Below are 17,274 nucleotides of genomic sequence, written 5' to 3'. Positions count from 1 at the left end.
TGTTGTCAGGTGCCGATTTTCTTAGGCTTCGCGCATCCATGGAGGTGCCGATGCCGTTTCGTTATTTCATCAAACAATTGATCATGCCGCCTGGCGTGTTGTTTCTGCTGTTGATCGCGGCATGGTGGTTGCGTAACACCTGGCCTCGTACGGCCTGTGCATGTTTCACGCTGGGCTTGGGCGGGCTGTGGCTGATGAGCTTGCCTGTCATTGTGGAGCAGGCCGCACGCCTGCTGGAGCGCGACCCTGCGCTGGCTTATGGCCAGTGGGAGGGCCTTGCTGAGCGTGCCGATGCCATCGTCGTGCTGGGCGCGGGCCGAGAGCGCGATGACCCCGCCTGGGGCGCCAAGGATCAGCCGAGTGCTGTCGCGCTTGAACGTATGCGCTATGCCGCGCAACTGGCCAAGGCTTCCGGTTTGCCTGTACTCATCAGTGGCGGATTGCACTACGGTACGCCGCCCAGTGAGGCCCAGTTGATGGCCGACGCGCTCGCGCGCGATTTTGGTGTCTCGGTGCGTTGGAAAGAGGAGCGTAGCCGTACGACCTGGGAGAATGCGCAGATGAGCGCAGAGCTGCTGCTGCCAGAGGGCTACAAGCGCGTGGTGTTGGTGACCCAGGCATGGCACATGCAGCGTTCGCGCTGGAGCTTTGAGCGCGTCGGGTTCACTGTGGTGCCAGCGCCAGTAGGCTACATGGGGCGCAATCATGCTCGCCCGTTTGGCGGCTGGATGCCTGAAAACAAATCACTCTGGCAGAGCAGCCAACTGCTTAACGAAGCCGTTGGTCTGCTCGCTTATCGCTTGTTTTACTAGACTGTTCTGGCGATGCGGCCGGCTATCAATGCCCAGCCCAGCAGCAGGGTGCTGAGAATGATCAGCGGCCAGGAGCGCCATTTCAGGTATGGCGTGAGTTTTTGCATCGGAACCACTTCGCCGTAGAGGATGCCGCGCTCAAATTGTGGGATTTGCGCGGTGATCCGGCCGAAGGGGTCGATCAGGCCGGTGACGCCGTTGTTGGTTGCACGGATCATCCAGCGTCCTGCTTCAAGGGCGCGCATTTGTGCCATCTGCAGGTGTTGCAACGGTCCGATCGAGGTGCCGAACCAGGTGTCGTTACTGATGGTGAGCAACAGGTCGCTGCGTGCCGCGAGGCTGGCGGCGAACTCTGGGTACACCACTTCGTAGCAAATGTAGGGCGCGATCTGGTAGCCCTTTGCTTGCAACAGTGTCTGGTCTGAGGGGCCGCGAGCGAAGTCCGACATCGGCAGGTCGAAGAAGGTGATCAGCCCGCGTAGCAGGTCTTGCAGTGGCACGTACTCACCGAAAGGCACCAGTTTCTGTTTCAGGTAGGTGCCGTCGCCTTCACCGGTGACGGTAATGCCGTTGTAGTAGCGCCGTTGGTCATGCACAACCTGGCGGATTGGTACGCCAGTGATCAGCGCCGAGCGTCGGTCGCTGGCAAAGCTGCCCATCATGTCCAGGTAGCCCTGAGCGGACTCCTTGAGCACTGGCACAGCCGTCTCCGGCCAAACGATCAGGTCGACCTGCTTGGACGTGAAGGTCATGTCGCGGTACAGCGCCAACTGGGCGTTCAGCTGGGTCGGATCCCACTTTAGCGACTGCTCGATGTTGCCCTGGATTGCGGCCACCTTCAGTGGCTCGCCCGCCGGGCGGGTCCAGGCGTGGCCTTTGAGTGCCATGCCGATCGCCCACGGGGCCAGCAAGACGGCCAGCGCGGCGATCAGGAAGGCTTTGCGCTCACGCAGGCGGTTCAGGTTGCACAGCAGTGCGGCGCTCAGTGCCAGGCTGAAGGAGATCAGCCACATTCCACCCAGTGGGGCCAAGCCGGCCAAGGGGCCGTCAAGCTGGCTGTAGCCTGCGTAGAGCCATGGGAAGCCGGTCAGGAACCAGCCACGGAATGCTTCCTGGGCCAGCCAGAGCGCGGCAAAGGCCAGGGCGTCGGCCAGCGGTGCTTCGTTGCGTCGAATCCAGCGCGCCCAGACCCAGGCAGGCAGGGCGAAGAAAAACGCTATCGCTGCGATGAAGGCAAGCATCAGCAGGCCTGCCAGCAGTGCCGAGGCGCCGCCGTAGGTATGGATGCTCACGTAGATCCAGCTGGTTCCCGCGCCGAACACACCGAAGCCATAACACCAGCCGCGCGCCAGAGCCTGGCGTGGGCGAAGGTCGCGCAGGCCCAGGTAGAACATCGCCAGGGTCACCAGCGCCAGTGGCCAGATGTTGAACGGCGCGAGGGCCAGGGTGGTGATGGCGCCGGCCGCCACGGCCAGCAGGTTACCGGGCCAGCCGGGGCGGGTGATCCAACGCATGGTTGTCCTTAGCGGGTGATAGGTGTCAGTCGCAGCAAGTGTATCCGGCGGCTGTCGGCGTTGAGAACCCGGAAACGGTAGGGGCCGATTTCGGTTGTCTCGTTACGCTTGGGCAAGTGCCCGAATGCGCTCATCACCAAACCGCCGACGGTGTCGAACTCGTCATTGGAGAACTCGCTGTCGAAGAACTCGTTGAAGTTCTCGATGGGCGTCAAGGCCTTGATCAGGAAGTCGCCGCTAGGCAACGGCTTGATGTAGCTGTCTTCCTCGACGTCATGCTCATCCTCGATGTCGCCGACGATTTGTTCGAGCACGTCTTCGATGGTTACCAGGCCGGCCACGCCGCCATACTCATCGATCACGATGGCCATGTGGTTGTGGTTGGCACGGAATTCACGCAACAGCACGTTCAGACGCTTGGATTCGGGCACAAAGGTGGCCGGGCGCAGCAGGTCCTTGATGTTGAAGCGGTCGCCATTTTCCTTGAGGATCAGTGGCAACAGGTCCTTGGCGAGCAGTACGCCGAGGACATCATCGTGGCTCTCGCCCACGACCGGGTAGCGTGAGTGCGCAGCGTCGATCACCGCTGGCAGGAACTCGCGGGGTGTTTGGGTCGCCTTGATGCTGATCATCTGCGAGCGCGGGACCATGATGTCACGCACTTGCAGGTCTGCGACCTGGATTGCGCCTTCCACGATGGTCAGGGCTTCGCTGTCGAGCAGCTTGTTCTGATGGGCTTCGCGCAGCAGTTCCAGGAGTTCCTGGCGGTTTTTCGGCTCATGGGCAAAAGCCTGGGTCAGCTTACCCAGCCAGGACTTTTGCCCATTGCTCGATCGATCTTCGCTCATGGCGGTTACTCGTGATCCTTACAGGTATCGGTGTCGGGGAAATCGTGTTCGTCGTCGGCATACGGGTCAGGGTGACCCAGTTCGGCAAGCAACGTTCGTTCCAGTGCTTCCATCTCTTCGGCCTCATCGTCTTCGATGTGGTCGTAGCCCAGCAGGTGCAGGCAGCCGTGGATGACCAGGTGCGCCCAGTGTGCCTCCAGCGACTTGCCTTGTTCGGCTGCTTCGCGTTCGACCACGGCGACGCAAATGACCAGGTCGCCGAGCAGTGGAATGTCGAGCATGTCATCGGGCACATCGGCCGGGAAGGACAGCACGTTGGTGGCGTAGTCCTTGTGCCGATAGGTGTTGTTGAGCTCGCGGCCTTCGGCTTCATCAACCAGGCGTATGGTCAGCTCGGAGTCGGCGCTGCGCTGACGCAGGGCAAGCTCACACCAGCGACGGAACGTGGCTTCATCAGGGGCGGCGGCATCAGTAGCCAGTTGCAGGTCGAGTTCAACCATCGTGACGGTTGCCTTCGTGCTTGTCCTGCTGCTTGCTGTCGAAGCGCTCGTAGGCCTCGACGATGCGTTGCACCAGCGGATGGCGTACAACGTCTTTCGGCTTGAAGTGGGTAAAGCTGATGCCCGGCACCCCGTCAAGAACCTCGATCACATGCGCCAGCCCTGATTTGGTGCCGCGCGGCAGGTCGACCTGGGTGATGTCCCCGGTGATCACGGCTGTCGAGCCGAAGCCGATCCGAGTGAGGAACATTTTCATCTGCTCGACGGTCGTGTTCTGGCTTTCGTCGAGGATGATGAAGCTGTTATTCAAGGTACGGCCGCGCATGTAGGCCAATGGCGCGATCTCGATGACCTGGCGCTCAATCAGCTTGGCCACATGTTCGAAACCCAGCATTTCATAGAGGGCGTCGTACAGCGGTCGCAGGTACGGGTCGATTTTCTGTGCCAGGTCGCCGGGCAGGAAGCCAAGCTTTTCGCCTGCTTCGACCGCCGGACGCACCAGCAGAATGCGCCGCACCTGTTCACGCTCCAGCGCATCAACCGCACAGGCCACAGCCAGGTAGGTCTTGCCGGTACCCGCCGGGCCGATGCCGAAGTTGATGTCGTTCGCCAGGATTTCCTTGACGTAGCGCTGCTGGTTGAGCCCGCGCGGGCGGATATTGCCCTTGCGTGTGCGCAGGGTCACGCTCGGTTCGGCGGCAGCCGGGTTTTCCATGGCTTCCAGCGACGACTCCTGCAGGAACAGGTGAACCATGTCCGGCGAAAGCTCGGTAGCCTTGGTTTCGCGGTACAGGCGTCGAAGCAGTTGCTCGGCGGAAGAGGTGAGTTGGGGTTCGCCGATCAATTCAAATTGATTGCCGCGGTTGCGGATTTCAATGGCCATGCGCTGCTCGATGAGGCGCAAATGCTCGTCGAACTGCCCGCACAGGTTGGCGAAGCGGCGAGCCTCAAAGGGCTCGAGGATGAAACGATGAGGTTCTATGGGTGCGTTCAAGGTCGTTTTTTAGCCGCCCAACGGCAATGAGAGTGAATTCAAGGATAACCCCAGAGGCTCACGTGCGAAAGCGCTGAAACGTTCAAGGGTTACCGGGCCCGGTGTGCAGGGCCCGGCCATGCCTTTACGGTAGCAGCGAGCCGAACAACGAGTGAGGCCGTGCATCGTCGATCTGCACGTCGACAAACTGCCCAATCAGTTTGGGATTGTCGCAGCGGAAGTTGACGATACGGTTATTTTCGGTGCGCCCTTGCAACTGCCCAGGGTCACGGCGTGAGTAATCGGTTACCAGAATGCGCTGAACGGTCCCGACCATGCGCCGGCTGATTTCAAAACCTTGATGGTCAAGGCGCTGCTGCAGTACCTGCAGGCGTTCCTTCTTGAGTTCTTCCGGCGTGTTGTCCGGCAGGTCGGCGGCCGGTGTACCCGGGCGCTGGCTGTAGACGAACGAGTAGGAGAAGTCGAAGCCGACATCGCTGACCAGTTTCAGGGTTTGTTCGAAGTCTTTTTCAGTTTCGCCGGGGAAGCCGACAATAAAGTCGGAGCTGATGCAGATATCCGGCACCGCCGCCTTGAGCTTGCGCAGCTTGGACTTGTACTCAAGAACGGTGTGGTTGCGCTTCATCGCGGCCAGTACACGGTCCGAGCCCGACTGCACTGGCAGGTGCAGGTGCTTGACCAGTTGCGGCACGTCAGCGTGCGCCTGGATCAGGCTGTCGGAGAACTCCAGAGGGTGCGAGGTGGTGTAGCGGATGCGACCGATGCCGTCTACTGCGGCAACCACGCGGATCAGCTCGGCCAGGTCGGCCAGGCGCCCATCGTGGGTCAGGCCACGGTAACCGTTGACGTTCTGCCCCAGCAGGGTGATCTCGCGTACACCGTTCTCGGCCAGGTGAATGACCTCGGCCAGTACGTCGTCGAATGGGCGGCTGACTTCCTCGCCGCGGGTGTAAGGCACCACGCAGAAGGTGCAGTACTTGCTGCAGCCTTCCATGACTGAAACGTAGGCAGTAGGGCCGTCGATACGGGGTTCCGGCAGGTGGTCGAACTTTTCGATTTCCGGGAACGAGACGTCTACCTGTGGTTGCCGGGTAGTGCGGGCGGCGTCGATCATCTCCGGCAAGCGGTGCAGGGTTTGCGGGCCGAACACCACGTCGACATAAGGCGCACGCTTACGGATGGACTCGCCTTCCTGGCTGGCGACGCAGCCGCCGACGGCAATGACCATTTCCGGGTTCTGTTCCTTCAGCTCACGCCAGCGGCCCAGCTGGGAGTAGACCCGGTCTTGTGCACGTTCGCGGATCGAACAGGTGTTGAGCAGGATGACATCGGCGTCTTCTGCCCGGGCGGTGACCTCCAGGGCTTGATGTTCGCCCAACAGATCGACCATGCGCGAGCTGTCATACTCGTTCATCTGGCAACCGTGGGTTTCGATATAAAGCTTCTTGGCCATGGGAGATCATCAGGTAATTCAAAGAACCGCGCATTATAAGGGGCGTCAGCGATGGTTCCTAGCGTTGTCGATCAGGTGGCTATGCTATAGTTTGCGCCCTCTTTACCACCTGTCTTCGTTCCCGCCGAAAATGACCAAACGTGCCGATCCGATCTACAAAGTGATTTTTCTCAACCAGGGCCAGGTATTCGAGATGTACGCCAAGCAGATCTACCAAAGTGATCTGTGGGGCTTTCTCGAAGTGGAGGAGTTTATCTTCGGAGAGCGCACCCAAGTGGTGGTCGATCCCAGTGAAGAGAAGCTCAAGGCGCAATTCGAGGGTGTGGTTCGCAGCTTCGTACCGATGCATTCGATCGTGCGTATCGATGAAGTCGAGCGGCTGGGGACACCCAAGATCAGTGAAGCGCGCGGGGGCGGTAACGTGATGCCGTTCCCAATGCCGATGCCCGAGAAGTAAGCAGGACGCTGCCCCGGCGTCAGGGGAGTGGCGAGAAGGGGGTGCGCCCTTCGGCGCTCTGCAGTTCCAGCAGGTACTTGCGGAAGATCTGCCCCAGTACCTGGGTTGCGACCTCCAGCTCGTCACGTGGCATTTGTGCCGACACCTCGTCGGCCATGTCCAGGGCGTCTTCGGCGCCATTGACTGCGGCCATTTTCAGCACGATGTAGGCTTGCACATTGTTGGCCGCCACGCCTTCTCCGCGGAAAAACATGGTGCCCAGGCGGTACTGCGCTTCAGCATGCCCTTGCAATGAGGCCTGTTCGAAGTAGCTCAGTGCCTTGCTCAGGTCGCGCGGTGCATTTTTACCCACGTAGTAGAACTCACCCAACTCGTACTGCGCCTGGGCATCCCCGCCCTGTGCCGCTTGTTGGCAGTCAGCGAGTGCTTGCGCCAGGTCTTCGGGCTGGGAGTCGAGGGTGCAGCGGCCGGTTGCCGGGATCAGCAACGAGTTACCGCCTGCTGTAGCCAGCAGGGGCTGAAGAAGCAACAGGCAGCCCAGGGCAAGGGCGCGGCCGGTGCGGTTCATGGGGATCGACTTACCTCTGCAAAGCTGCGGCCAATGTGTCTGGTGGCACATTATGGGATAACCTGCGCCAACCTTACAAAGTCTTTACTCGATTTTCTGCTTGAAGGGGTGTTTGGTGCTCGCTATTTGCATGTGCCGGCCTTGTTGGCGCTGCGGGCAACGCGTGCTCATTGGCATCGCGTCGGCCCCGCAGCGGCGACAAGACGGTCTGTTGCAGGCGGGCGCTTAGAGCTTGGCGAATGCCCGCTCAGCGGCGTCCAGGGTGACCTTCAACTCGGCGTCGCCATGTGCAATAGAGGTAAAGCCCGCCTCAAAGGCGCTTGGTGCCAGGTACACGCCACCTTCCAGCATCAAGTGGAAGAAGCGCTTGAAGCGCTCGGCATCGCTGGACATGACGTCGTCGAAGGTCACGATATCGTCGGCAGCGCTGAAGTACAGGCCAAACATGCCACCCGCCTGGGTGGTGACGAACGGTACGCCTGCAGCATCGGCACGCTCCTGCAGCCCCTGGAGCAGGCGGCGGGTGAAGTCGCTCAGTTCGTCGTGGAACCCAGGTCGGCTGATCAGCTTCAGTGTGGTCAAGCCAGCGGCCATGGCCAGTGGGTTGCCCGACAAGGTGCCCGCTTGATACACCGGGCCCAGCGGCGCGATCTGCGACATGATTTCGCGCTTGCCACCGAAGCAGCCGACAGGCATGCCGCCGCCGACGATCTTGCCGAAGGTCGACAGGTCAGGGGTAACGCCGTAATAGGCTTGCGCACCGCCCAGGGCAACACGGAAACCGGTCATGACTTCGTCGAAAATCAGGACCACGCCGTGCTTGTCGCATTGTGTGCGCAGGCCTTCAAGGAAGCCGGGGGCGGGCGGCACGCAGTTCATGTTGCCGGCGACCGGCTCGACGATGATACAGGCGACCTCGTTGCCCACTTCATTGAGCATCTTCTCGACGGCAGCAAGGTCGTTGAACGGCAGGGTCAATGTATGTTTGGCGAACGCGGCGGGCACGCCTGCAGAGCTCGGTACGCCCTGGCTCAGAAGGCCAGAGCCGGCTTTTACCAGCAGGCTGTCGGAGTGGCCGTGGTAGCAGCCCTCGAACTTGATGATGCTGTCGCGGCCGGTGTAGCCACGGGCCAGACGGATGGCGCTCATGGTGGCTTCGGTGCCGGAGCTGACCATGCGAACCATTTCCATCGACGGTACGATCGAGCAGACCAGATCGGCCATCTCGGTTTCCATCGCGGTCGGGGCGCCATAGGACAGGCCGTGCTCCAGTTGCTTGCGCACCGAGTCAAGGACGTCTGGGTGGCTGTGGCCCAGAATCATTGGCCCCCAGGAACCGACGTAGTCGACATAACGCTTGTCGTCTTCATCGGTAACGTAGGCGCCTTCGGCGTGCTTGAAGAACAGCGGGGTGCCGCCAACGCTGCGGAATGCGCGGACTGGCGAGTTCACGCCACCTGGGATGTGCTTCTGGGCATTGGCAAACAGGGCTTCGGAACGGGACATGAGGATCTCTCTCAATCAAACAGATTCGAACAGGGCGTTGAAGGCGCGGGCGCGGCGGGTGACTTCCTGCGCGCTGTCGGCACCAAACAGCCCGTGGATGACGGCCAGCAGGTCGGCGCCATGGGCGACCAACGGTGCGGCATTGTCCAGGGTAATGCCGCCGATCACGGCAATCGGCAGGTTGACCCGGCGGCGTGCCTGTTCCAGCAGTTCGACGCTGGCGGCCGGCGCGCCGGGCTTGGTTACGGAGTTGAAGAAACGACCAAAGGCCACATAGCTGGCGCCTTCGCGCGCGGCCTGCTCCGCCAGTTCAAGCTGGGCGTGGCAGGTGGAGCCAATGATCGCCTGATGCCCCAGCAGCGTGCGGGCCGGCGTCAGCGGGCCGTCGGTCTGGCCCAGATGCACGCCGACACCCAGGCGTGCGGCCAACTCGACATCGTCATTGATGATCAACTGGGTGGTGTAGCGTTCGCAGAGTTTGGCCAGGGCTTCGGCTTCGCGCAGACGTTGCGCCGCGTCGTCACTCTTGTCGCGGTACTGCAACAGGGTCACGCCGCCATCCAGCGCGGCTTCGACATGAGACAAGAACCGACCGGCCAGTAACTGGCTATCTGTAATGGCGTACAAACCGCGTAACTTCATTGCTTGAGCCTCGTGGCCGTGACCGGAAACCAGTCGTCAGGAACAGAAATCCAGGGGCAGACGGCGCGGTACGTACTGGCCTTTGCCCAATTGCTCGGCATCGCGCAGCGTTCGCCAGGTGTAGTCCAGCGCGGATCGCACGGCGCTCTCCAGTTGTTCGCCCAGCGCCAGACGGCCCGCGAGGGCACTGGCCAGGGTGCAGCCGGAGCCATGGTAGCTGCCAGGCAGGCGCTGGCAGGTCCAGGTGTGGCGCTGGCCATCGCGGCTGTACAGGCGGTTATGGATCTCGTGCTCGTCACCGTGGCCGCCGGTGATCAGCAGGTACTTGCAGAAGGGCAGGAGCTTTTCCGCACATTCATCGGCAGTCCCTTCCGGGAGTTCAGCCAGAATGCGTGCTTCCGGCAGGTTCGGCGTGGCGATGGTGGCAATCGGCAGCAGGCGTTCGCGCATGGCGTAACCCACTTCATCCTTGCCCAGCCGTCCGCCGCCGCCTGCGCGCAGCACGGGGTCACAGACCATCGGCAGGTGCGGATGGGCGGCCAGTAGCTCGACCACGGTATCAACCATTTCCAGTGAGCCGAGCATGCCCAGCTTGACGGCGGCTACCGGCGAGTCGTTGAGCACGGCATTGGCTTGGGCCAACACCCACTCACGATCAAGGACGCGGAAGTCGCTGACATTGACGGTATCCTGCACGGTCAGGGCGGTCACGGTGGGTGCAGCGTGACAGCCTTGAGCGATCAGGGCTTCGATATCTGCCTGCAAGCCGGCGCCGCCACTGGGGTCGTGGCCGGAGAGACAGAGGACAACGGGGCGGGAGCTGTAGGTATTCATGGTGCGCGAGCTTAACACCAAACGCATTTTGCGGGTCTTCCCCTGCCAGGTTGATTTTTTGGCAAAGGGGTCAGGTATTTTTGCGTTGGTTGTCTGTAATGCCCGAAATAGAGCCTTTTCTTTGTATTTTGGAGTGGCGGCTAGTAAGCCGCGACAGCTATGCTAGAGTGCTCTCAATACTGATAACAGGCACCGCCGGATTTCGTCGTCTCAAAAGGAAAGGAGGCGAACGCGACGCAACCGGGGCAGACCATGCTGGGGCTGTATGCGCTATTTGCTGATTTTTTTGCTGGGCTGCCTGCCAACCTTTGCTGGCGCGGTCGACTTTGACGACGCCACTCGCAACCTGCCGCTAGGGCGCTTGATGCAGGTCTATGAAGACCGTGAGGGCCATGCCGATATTGCTCAGGTGAGTGCTGCGGCCTTCAGCGATCGATTCAGCTCCCATGACGCTGACGTGCTCAACGCAGGCTATTCAAGATCGGTGTTCTGGCTCAAGGTGGACCTGCACTACCTGGCAATGCCCCAGGCAAGTGCACGTAGCTGGTTGCTGGAGCTGGCCTACCCGCCGCTTGATCATCTGGAACTGTATCTCCCCGACGATAGCGGCACCTACCGGCTGGCTCAGCGCACCGGTGATGCGTTGCCTTATGACAGCCGTCAGATCAAGCAGAACAACTACCTGTTCGAATTGCCGTTCAAGCCTGATCAATCAATGACGGTCTACCTGCGCCTGCACAGCGAAGGGTCGGTTCAGGCGCCGTTGACCTTGTGGGCTACCGATGCCTATCTGGAGGCACAGCCGACACGCCTGTATGTGCTGGGCCTGATCTATGGCGTGCTGCTGGGGATGCTGGTGTACAACCTGTTCATCTACATCAGTGTGCGCGACACCAGTTACCTCTATTACATCCTCTACATCGCCTCGTTTGGTTTGTATCAGGTTTCGGTAAACGGCGCCGGGGTGGCTTACTTCTGGCCGGAAAACCCCTGGTGGGCCAATGCGGCCACGCCGTTCTTCATTGGTGCGGCGGGTTTGTTCGGTTGTCAGTTCGCCCGAAGTTTTCTCCAGATGGCGCAACACAGCCGAGTGCTTGACCGTTTGTTGCTTGCCTTGATGGCCTGTGCGGTCGCGGTCGTGCTGATGTCGTTGACCCTCAGCTACGGCATAGCCCTGCGCCTGGCGACCTTGCTGGCGTTGATGTTCACCCTCAGTATTTTTACCGCCGGTGTGTTCGCCTGGTGGCGCGGGTTGAGGGTTGCGCGTTACTTCATCATTGCCTGGTCGGCGTTTTTGCTCGGTGGTTTGGTGAACACCCTGATGGTGTTGGGCTACCTGCCGAACGTCTTCCTGACGATGTATGCCAGCCAGATCGGTTCTGCGCTGGAGGTCGGTCTGCTGTCGTTGGCGCTTGCCGACCGAATCAACAGCATGCGCGACCTGCAGGCGCGAACCTTGCGCGAAACCGGGGAGAGCCTTGAGCGGCTCAATCAGCAATTGGCCAAGAGTAATCGGCTCAAGGATGAGTTCCTCGCCACCGTGACGCATGAGCTGCGCACACCGATGAACGGTGTCATTGGTTGTCTGGAACTGATGCAGACCCTGCCAATGGAGCCAGAGCTTGCGCAGTACCAGCAAACGGCCAGCGGCTCGGCGCGGGACATGATGCGGATGGTCGATGACATCCTGGTGCTGACGGAACTCCAGGCCGGGCGGCTGCAGCAGCACAACGAACCCTTCAGCCTGCGTGGCGTCTTGCATGAGTTGCGTGGGCAGTTCACCGCTCAGGCGTTGCACAAGGGCTTGTACGTTCGCCTCGAGATCGCTGCCGGCTTGCCGGATACCGTGATCGGTGATCGACAGAAGCTGGCCTCATGTTTGGGTTACTTGCTCGATAACGGCATCAAGTTCACCCATCGTGGTGGTGTGACCGTGCACATCAACGGCGTGCCACAAGGTTCTGGGCAGTTGTGCCTGACCATCAGTGTTCGTGACACTGGAATCGGTTTTGCGTGCCTGGACCAATCGACCGTGTATCAGCGTTTTTTCCAGATTGATGGTTCGATGACCCGTGAGTACGGCGGGTTAGGCATCGGTTTGGCGATCTGTCGGCAATTGGCCGAATTGATCGGGGCCCGTTTGACTCATGAGTCGCAGCCGGGCGAAGGCAGTTGTTTCGAGTTGTCCCTGTGTGTGGCGGCCAACCCCGTGCAAATCGCCGACATGAGCCTTAATCGAGGCCAAAGCCCGGTCAGTTAGGCGCTTTTGTCACTTTGACCCGGGGGCGGCGCGTGATTCACTGAGGTTAAGTCATGCGTGAATCTGTCAGGAGCCCCCGATGAACCTGCACCAGTACGCTGAAACCCATGAGGTCACCAACCAGCCACCGTCGTTGGATGGCGTCAACCTGTACCGCATTGATCTGCCTTTGCAGCAGTGGTCGCAACGCTTCGGCGCGGGCTGGGCGCAAGCACGGATCGACGCCTACGGTGCTCTTGCCGGTGGGCCGCTGATGGCCGCCGGGTTCCTTGCCAACCAGCACAAGCCCCAATTCAAGAGCCATGATCGCTACGGCAACCGGATCGATCTGGTGGAGTTCCATCCGGCTTATCACGAGCTGATGCGAACGGCCATCGAACATGGCTTGCCCTCACTGCCCTGGACCTCACCGGGCGAGGGCGCTCATGTCGCACGTGCTTCGATGACTTATCTACACAGCCAGGCCGAGGCCGGTAGTGGTTGCCCGTTGACCATGACCTTTGCAGCGGTGCCGACCCTCAAGTTGCAGCCAGAGCTGGCCCAGTATTGGCTGCCCAAGGTACTCGCTACCGAGTACGACCCGCGCAACATCGGAGATCGGCACAAGGTGGGCGTTACGCTGGGCATGGCCATGACCGAGAAGCAGGGCGGCACCGATGTGCGTGCCAACACCACCCGGGCTTACCCCGTCGGTGCGGCAGGCCCGGGCCAGGCCTACGAACTGGTCGGGCACAAGTGGTTCTGTTCCGCGCCCATGTGCGATGCCTTCCTGACCTTGGCGCAGACCCATAAGGGGTTGAGTTGTTTTCTGCTGCCGCGTCACCGCCCTGACGACAGCCGCAATCAATTCTATATCCAGCGCTTGAAGGACAAACTGGGTAACTGCTCGAATGCGTCCAGTGAGGTGGAGTTTCGCGGCGCCCTTGCCTGGATGGTGGGTGAAGAGGGGCGCGGGGTGCCAACCATCATCGAAATGGTCGGCATGACCCGCTTCGATTGCATGGTTGGCTCCAGTGCGTTGATGCGCCAGGCGTTGACCCAGGCTGCGCATCACTGTGCTCACCGCCAGGTGGGTGGGCGCCTGCTGGCTGAGCAGCCACTGATGCAGAACGTCATTGCCGACCTGGCCCTGGAAAGCGAGGCCGCCTTGGCCCTCAGCCTGCGCATGGCGCACGCCCTGGATCAGCCGGATGATCCGCAGCAGGTGCGATTTGCTCGCCTGGTGACAGCAGTGGGCAAGTACTGGATCTGCAAGCGCGCCCCGGCAATGATCAACGAAGCGGCCGAATGCATGGGCGGTGCCGGTTATGTCGAGGACAGTATCTTGCCGCGGCTGTACCGCGAGGCACCGGTCAATTCGACCTGGGAAGGTTCCGGTAACGTGCAGTGTCTGGATGTACTGCGGGCATTGTCGAAAGAGCCGGGCGTACTCGATGCGCTGTTTGCCGAGCTTGGTGATGGCCATGGCGATGCGCGTCTGGCGGCGCACATCGTCGCGCTGAAGAAAGCATTCAGTGATGTCAGTGATATCCAGTACCGGGCCCGGCAACTGACTGAGGCGATCGCCTTGGGGCTGCAAGCCAAGTTGCTGCTGGAGGCCGGTAATGCTGCTGTCAGCGATGCATTTATTGCCAGTCGTCTGAGTGGCGATGGTCGCGTGTACGGGACCTTGCCACGTGGTCTAGACGTCGCTGCGTTGGTCCAGCGTTCGACGCCGCATTGGCCACTCTAAACAGGCGTGCCTTTAGGCGCAGATGTAGGCAAGATGGAAACCTGCATGTCAGACAGGAAGTACATTGTGAACCGCACTGTTGAAGCCTTTGTTGTCGTAGAAACCGCCGAGGAGGCGGTTGATCGTCTGGCCGCCCTGCATGAGCAGGCAACCGGGGCCTTGAGTCAGGCGCTCAAGCGCTACCTCAAGGACCGTACCGAGCCGAGCGCCGCCGAACGCGCACAGTTCCGATATCCTGAATTACGTCTGACCTATCAGTATCAAGGTGAAGTGCCAGCCATCACGCGGGCCTACGCCAAGGTCCAGTTACCCGGCACCTACAGCATTACCGTGACTCACCCGGCGGCGTTTCGCAGTTATCTGCTGGAGCAACTGCGCCCGCTGATGCGAGATTTCACCGTGACGGTGGAAGTGGGTGTCAGCGAGCAGAACATTCCATACCCTTACGTGGTTGAGCAGGGCGATGAGTTGGCGGGCAGTGGCATTACCGCCGCCGTGCTGGCACGGGTCTTCCCCAGTACCGACCTGTCGGCAGCCACCGATGGTATTGCCGACGGCCTGTATGACTGGGCCAACGTCGATCCGCTGCCGCTGGCGTTGTTCGATGCGGCGCGGGTGGACTTCTCATTGCGTCGTCTGGTGCATTACACCGGCAGCGACTGGCGTCATGTGCAACCGTGGATTCTGCTGACCAACTACCACCGTTACGTCGACCAGTTCATCAGCCATGGCCTGGAGCGTTTGCGCGACGATCCACGTTTTGTGCGGATGATCCTGCCGGGCAATGTCATCATCGAAAAGGCCATGGACAACGGTGAAGCCCAGGCGCTGGTTGCCGGAGTGGTCTGGCACCGTTACCAGATGCCGGCGTATCACCTGATCGCGGCCGATGGGCATGGCATTACCTTGGTCAACATTGGCGTCGGCCCGTCCAACGCCAAGAACATCACCGACCATCTGGCGGTACTGCGTCCGCATTGCTGGTTGATGATCGGCCACTGTGGCGGCCTGCGGCAGTCGCAGACCATTGGTGACTACGTACTGGCTCACGCCTATATGCGTCGCGATGGGATTCTTGATCGCGTGGTACCGCCTAACATCCCGATACCGGCGTTGGCTGAAGTCCAGCTGGCACTGCAGGAAGCCGCCGCACAGGTCACGGGTGAGCGTGGCGATGAGCTGAAAAAACGCCTGCGTACCGGCACGGTATTGACCTATGACGACCGCAACTGGGAGCTGCGCTGGGCCCAGGAGCGACCGCTGATCAACCTCTCGCGAGCCGTGGCAGTCGACATGGAAAGCGGTACGATTGCGGCGCAGGGTTATCGCTTGCGGGTGCCCTATGGCACGTTGCTGTGTGTCTCGGACAAACCGTTGCACAGTGAAATCAAGCTGCCTGGTTCGGCCAACGCGTTCTACAATCGAGCGGTCAGCCAGCATTTGAAGATTGGCATCGCGGCACTGGACCTGCTGCGTAACCAACTGAACGCGCTGCACTCGCGTAAACTGCGCAGTTTCGATGAGCCGCCGTTCCGCTGAGGCCCCATGCCGTTACCCCCTCGTACCAAGCCGCGCCGCCCAGCGGCCAAACCGTTCGCCCCGCGTCGCCAAGCCAAGGCGCCGCCGGCCGAACCGCGGCTGATCCTGTTCAACAAGCCCTTCGACGTCCTGACCCAGTTCAGTGACGGCGAGGGGCGAGCAACGCTCAAGGACTACATCGACATCCCCGGAATCTATCCGGCAGGGCGCCTGGACCGTGACAGTGAAGGGCTGTTGTTGCTGACCAATGACGGTCAGTTGCAGGCCCGCATTGCCGACCCCAAGCACAAGCTGGCAAAGACCTACTGGGTACAGGTCGAAGGTGAACCGAGCGATGAGCAATTGCAGCGGTTGCGTGATGGTGTTGAGTTGAACGATGGCATGACCTTGCCAGCACAGGCACGCGCCTTGGATGAGCCGGAATTATGGCCGCGCAATCCGCCGGTGCGCTTTCGCAAGAGCGTGCCGACCCATTGGCTGGAGCTGGTGATCAAGGAGGGGCGTAACCGTCAGGTGCGGCGCATGACCGCAGCGGTAGGCTTGCCGACCCTGCGGCTGGTCAGGGTCAGGATCGGCAACTGGACGCTCGATGGGCTTGATCAGGGCTGCTGGCGGGAAGTCCCGGCCAAGCTCTAGACCCCTTCGATGTAGCCGATCACCACGCTCTTGATGATGAAGGCAAGGATGCCCAGGCCCAGCACGAAGAACAGAATGAACGTGCCGAATTTGCCAGCATTGGATTTTTTCGCCAGGTCCCAGACGATAAAACCCATGAAGCCAATCAAGATGGTGACCAGGCCGGTCATCATCCACTCTTCAAATACCGCAGGATCCATCGATCTTCTCCAGGCAGGCTGAGGCGCGGCATTATACGCCTGTACGAATGGCCTGACTAACGCAGGTGCGTCAACGGTAGTTCGGTGCTGGCCAGTACCTGGTTGAGTACGAAGCTTGAGCGTACGCTGGTCACCCCTTCGATACGCGTCAGGTGGCCGAGCAGCAGCTTCTGGTAGTGGTCCATGTCGGGCACCACGACTTTGAGCTGGTAGTCAGCGTCCATCCCGGTGACCAGGCTGCATTCGAGCACTTGCGGCAGGTTGCGGATGGCTGCCTCGAAGGTTTCAAAACGCTCAGGTGTGTGCCGGTCCATACCGATCAGGACGTAAGCGGTCAGGCTTAAACCGAGCATCTTGCGGTCGAGCAGGGCAACCTGGCGGGCGATGTAACCGTCATCTTCGAGTTGTTTGACCCGCCGTGAGCAGGGCGACGGCGACAGGCCAATACGCTCGGCCAGCTCCTGGTTGGAGATGCGCGCATCGCGCTGCAATTCGGCAAGAATACTCAGGTCATAGCGGTCCAGCTTGCTCATGGATCAGGCCTTTTCTGTTTCGATTGCGCTGAATTATCTATCTTTAGTTAAAAATTGCGCAACTAGTGTTTTGATCAGCAATATTCGCAATCCGCTGCCGCAGCTGTCGCCGTATTCTTATTTCCAGAATCACTGCCCGGACATCAGTCCACGGCGGCTGACCCAATCAGGACAGCCGCGGCCAGCAATCCCACAGGGTTGTGCTCGGCCCCCGGGCTACACACTGTCCAGAAGACGGCGTGAGGT

17 protein-coding genes are annotated in these 17,274 nt (G+C 60.7%); 6 read left to right on the top strand and 11 right to left on the bottom strand.

Annotated elements, in window-relative coordinates; translation table 11 throughout:
* The first annotated feature begins 50 nt into the window (after positions 1–50).
* Positions 51–812: a YdcF family protein gene (locus CS390_RS21400; RefSeq protein WP_099775901.1), complete on the top strand. Its 762-nt coding sequence runs from the start codon at positions 51–53 to the stop codon at positions 810–812.
* Here the strand turns inward: CS390_RS21400 and lnt are convergent.
* The 5 genes from lnt to miaB form a co-directional block, all read right to left on the bottom strand.
* Positions 809–2,326, bottom strand: a complete 1,518-nt coding sequence (gene lnt / locus CS390_RS21395; RefSeq protein WP_099775900.1) for an apolipoprotein N-acyltransferase — start codon at positions 2,324–2,326, stop codon at positions 809–811. The genes CS390_RS21400 and lnt overlap by 4 nt on opposite strands.
* Before the next feature lie 8 nt (positions 2,327–2,334).
* Positions 2,335–3,174 carry an HlyC/CorC family transporter gene (locus CS390_RS21390; RefSeq protein ID WP_065760367.1) on the bottom strand — a complete coding sequence of 280 codons (840 nt, stop codon included), beginning with the start codon at positions 3,172–3,174 and terminating at the stop codon, positions 2,335–2,337.
* 5 nt (positions 3,175–3,179) lie between these two features.
* Positions 3,180–3,674, bottom strand: coding sequence for an rRNA maturation RNase YbeY (gene ybeY / locus CS390_RS21385; protein WP_065760368.1), 495 nt, complete (start codon positions 3,672–3,674; stop codon positions 3,180–3,182).
* Entirely contained in the window at positions 3,667–4,668 is a 1,002-nt protein-coding gene (locus CS390_RS21380) for a PhoH family protein (RefSeq protein ID WP_065760369.1), read from the bottom strand. Before CS390_RS21380 ends, ybeY begins: the two co-directional genes overlap by 8 nt.
* 124 nt (positions 4,669–4,792) lie before the next feature.
* Positions 4,793–6,121, bottom strand: a complete 1,329-nt coding sequence (gene miaB, locus CS390_RS21375) for a tRNA (N6-isopentenyl adenosine(37)-C2)-methylthiotransferase MiaB (protein ID WP_099775899.1) — start codon at positions 6,119–6,121, stop codon at positions 4,793–4,795.
* Between the two features lie 130 nt (positions 6,122–6,251).
* Between miaB and CS390_RS21370 the strand changes: the two genes are divergently transcribed.
* Positions 6,252–6,578 carry a DUF1820 family protein gene (locus tag CS390_RS21370; protein WP_065760371.1) on the top strand — a complete coding sequence of 109 codons (327 nt, stop codon included), beginning with the start codon at positions 6,252–6,254 and terminating at the stop codon, positions 6,576–6,578.
* Between the two features lie 19 nt (positions 6,579–6,597).
* On the opposite strand, the gene CS390_RS21365 is transcribed toward CS390_RS21370, so the two are convergent.
* From CS390_RS21365 to CS390_RS21350, 4 genes are all read right to left on the bottom strand, one after another.
* Positions 6,598–7,146, bottom strand: coding sequence for a tetratricopeptide repeat protein (locus CS390_RS21365; RefSeq protein WP_065760372.1), 549 nt, complete (start codon positions 7,144–7,146; stop codon positions 6,598–6,600).
* Positions 7,147–7,371: 225 nt separating this feature from the next.
* The gene (gene hemL, locus CS390_RS21360; protein WP_065761241.1) at positions 7,372–8,652 is read right to left on the bottom strand and encodes a glutamate-1-semialdehyde 2,1-aminomutase; all 1,281 of its coding nucleotides are present in this window, start codon (positions 8,650–8,652) and stop codon (positions 7,372–7,374) included.
* A 15-nt stretch (positions 8,653–8,667) separates the two neighbouring features.
* Positions 8,668–9,294: a thiamine phosphate synthase gene (gene thiE / locus CS390_RS21355; protein ID WP_099775897.1), complete on the bottom strand. Its 627-nt coding sequence runs from the start codon at positions 9,292–9,294 to the stop codon at positions 8,668–8,670.
* A gap of 36 nt (positions 9,295–9,330) precedes the next feature.
* The gene (locus CS390_RS21350; RefSeq protein ID WP_065761254.1) at positions 9,331–10,128 is read right to left on the bottom strand and encodes a hydroxymethylpyrimidine/phosphomethylpyrimidine kinase; all 798 of its coding nucleotides are present in this window, start codon (positions 10,126–10,128) and stop codon (positions 9,331–9,333) included.
* A gap of 265 nt (positions 10,129–10,393) precedes the next feature.
* On the opposite strand from CS390_RS21350, the gene CS390_RS21345 reads away from it, so the two are divergent.
* From CS390_RS21345 to CS390_RS21330, 4 genes are all read left to right on the top strand, one after another.
* Positions 10,394–12,388 carry a sensor histidine kinase gene (locus tag CS390_RS21345; RefSeq protein WP_099775895.1) on the top strand — a complete coding sequence of 665 codons (1,995 nt, stop codon included), beginning with the start codon at positions 10,394–10,396 and terminating at the stop codon, positions 12,386–12,388.
* A gap of 79 nt (positions 12,389–12,467) precedes the next feature.
* Positions 12,468–14,120 (top strand): acyl-CoA dehydrogenase family protein, encoded by a 1,653-nt coding sequence (locus CS390_RS21340; RefSeq protein WP_099775893.1) that lies wholly within the window; start codon positions 12,468–12,470, stop codon positions 14,118–14,120.
* Between the two features lie 66 nt (positions 14,121–14,186).
* Entirely contained in the window at positions 14,187–15,659 is a 1,473-nt protein-coding gene (gene amn / locus CS390_RS21335; RefSeq protein ID WP_371918209.1) for an AMP nucleosidase, read from the top strand.
* A 6-nt stretch (positions 15,660–15,665) separates the two neighbouring features.
* Positions 15,666–16,295 carry a pseudouridine synthase gene (locus CS390_RS21330; RefSeq protein WP_099775892.1) on the top strand — a complete coding sequence of 210 codons (630 nt, stop codon included), beginning with the start codon at positions 15,666–15,668 and terminating at the stop codon, positions 16,293–16,295.
* On the opposite strand, the gene CS390_RS21325 is transcribed toward CS390_RS21330, so the two are convergent.
* Both CS390_RS21325 and CS390_RS21320 read right to left on the bottom strand, forming a co-directional pair.
* Positions 16,292–16,495 (bottom strand): DUF2788 domain-containing protein, encoded by a 204-nt coding sequence (locus tag CS390_RS21325; RefSeq protein WP_065761247.1) that lies wholly within the window; start codon positions 16,493–16,495, stop codon positions 16,292–16,294. The two genes, CS390_RS21330 and CS390_RS21325, sit on opposite strands and share 4 nt — an antisense overlap.
* 56 nt (positions 16,496–16,551) lie before the next feature.
* Positions 16,552–17,028, bottom strand: coding sequence for an Lrp/AsnC family transcriptional regulator (locus CS390_RS21320; protein ID WP_065761248.1), 477 nt, complete (start codon positions 17,026–17,028; stop codon positions 16,552–16,554).
* Between the last annotated feature and the right edge of the window lie 246 nt (positions 17,029–17,274).

The organism is Pseudomonas sp. HLS-6, from assembly GCF_002753995.1.
Lineage (GTDB): Bacteria > Pseudomonadota > Gammaproteobacteria > Pseudomonadales > Pseudomonadaceae > Aquipseudomonas > Aquipseudomonas defluvii.
Note: the sequence above shows the minus strand (reverse complement) of the source record. Positions and strands in the feature narration are given on the sequence as shown.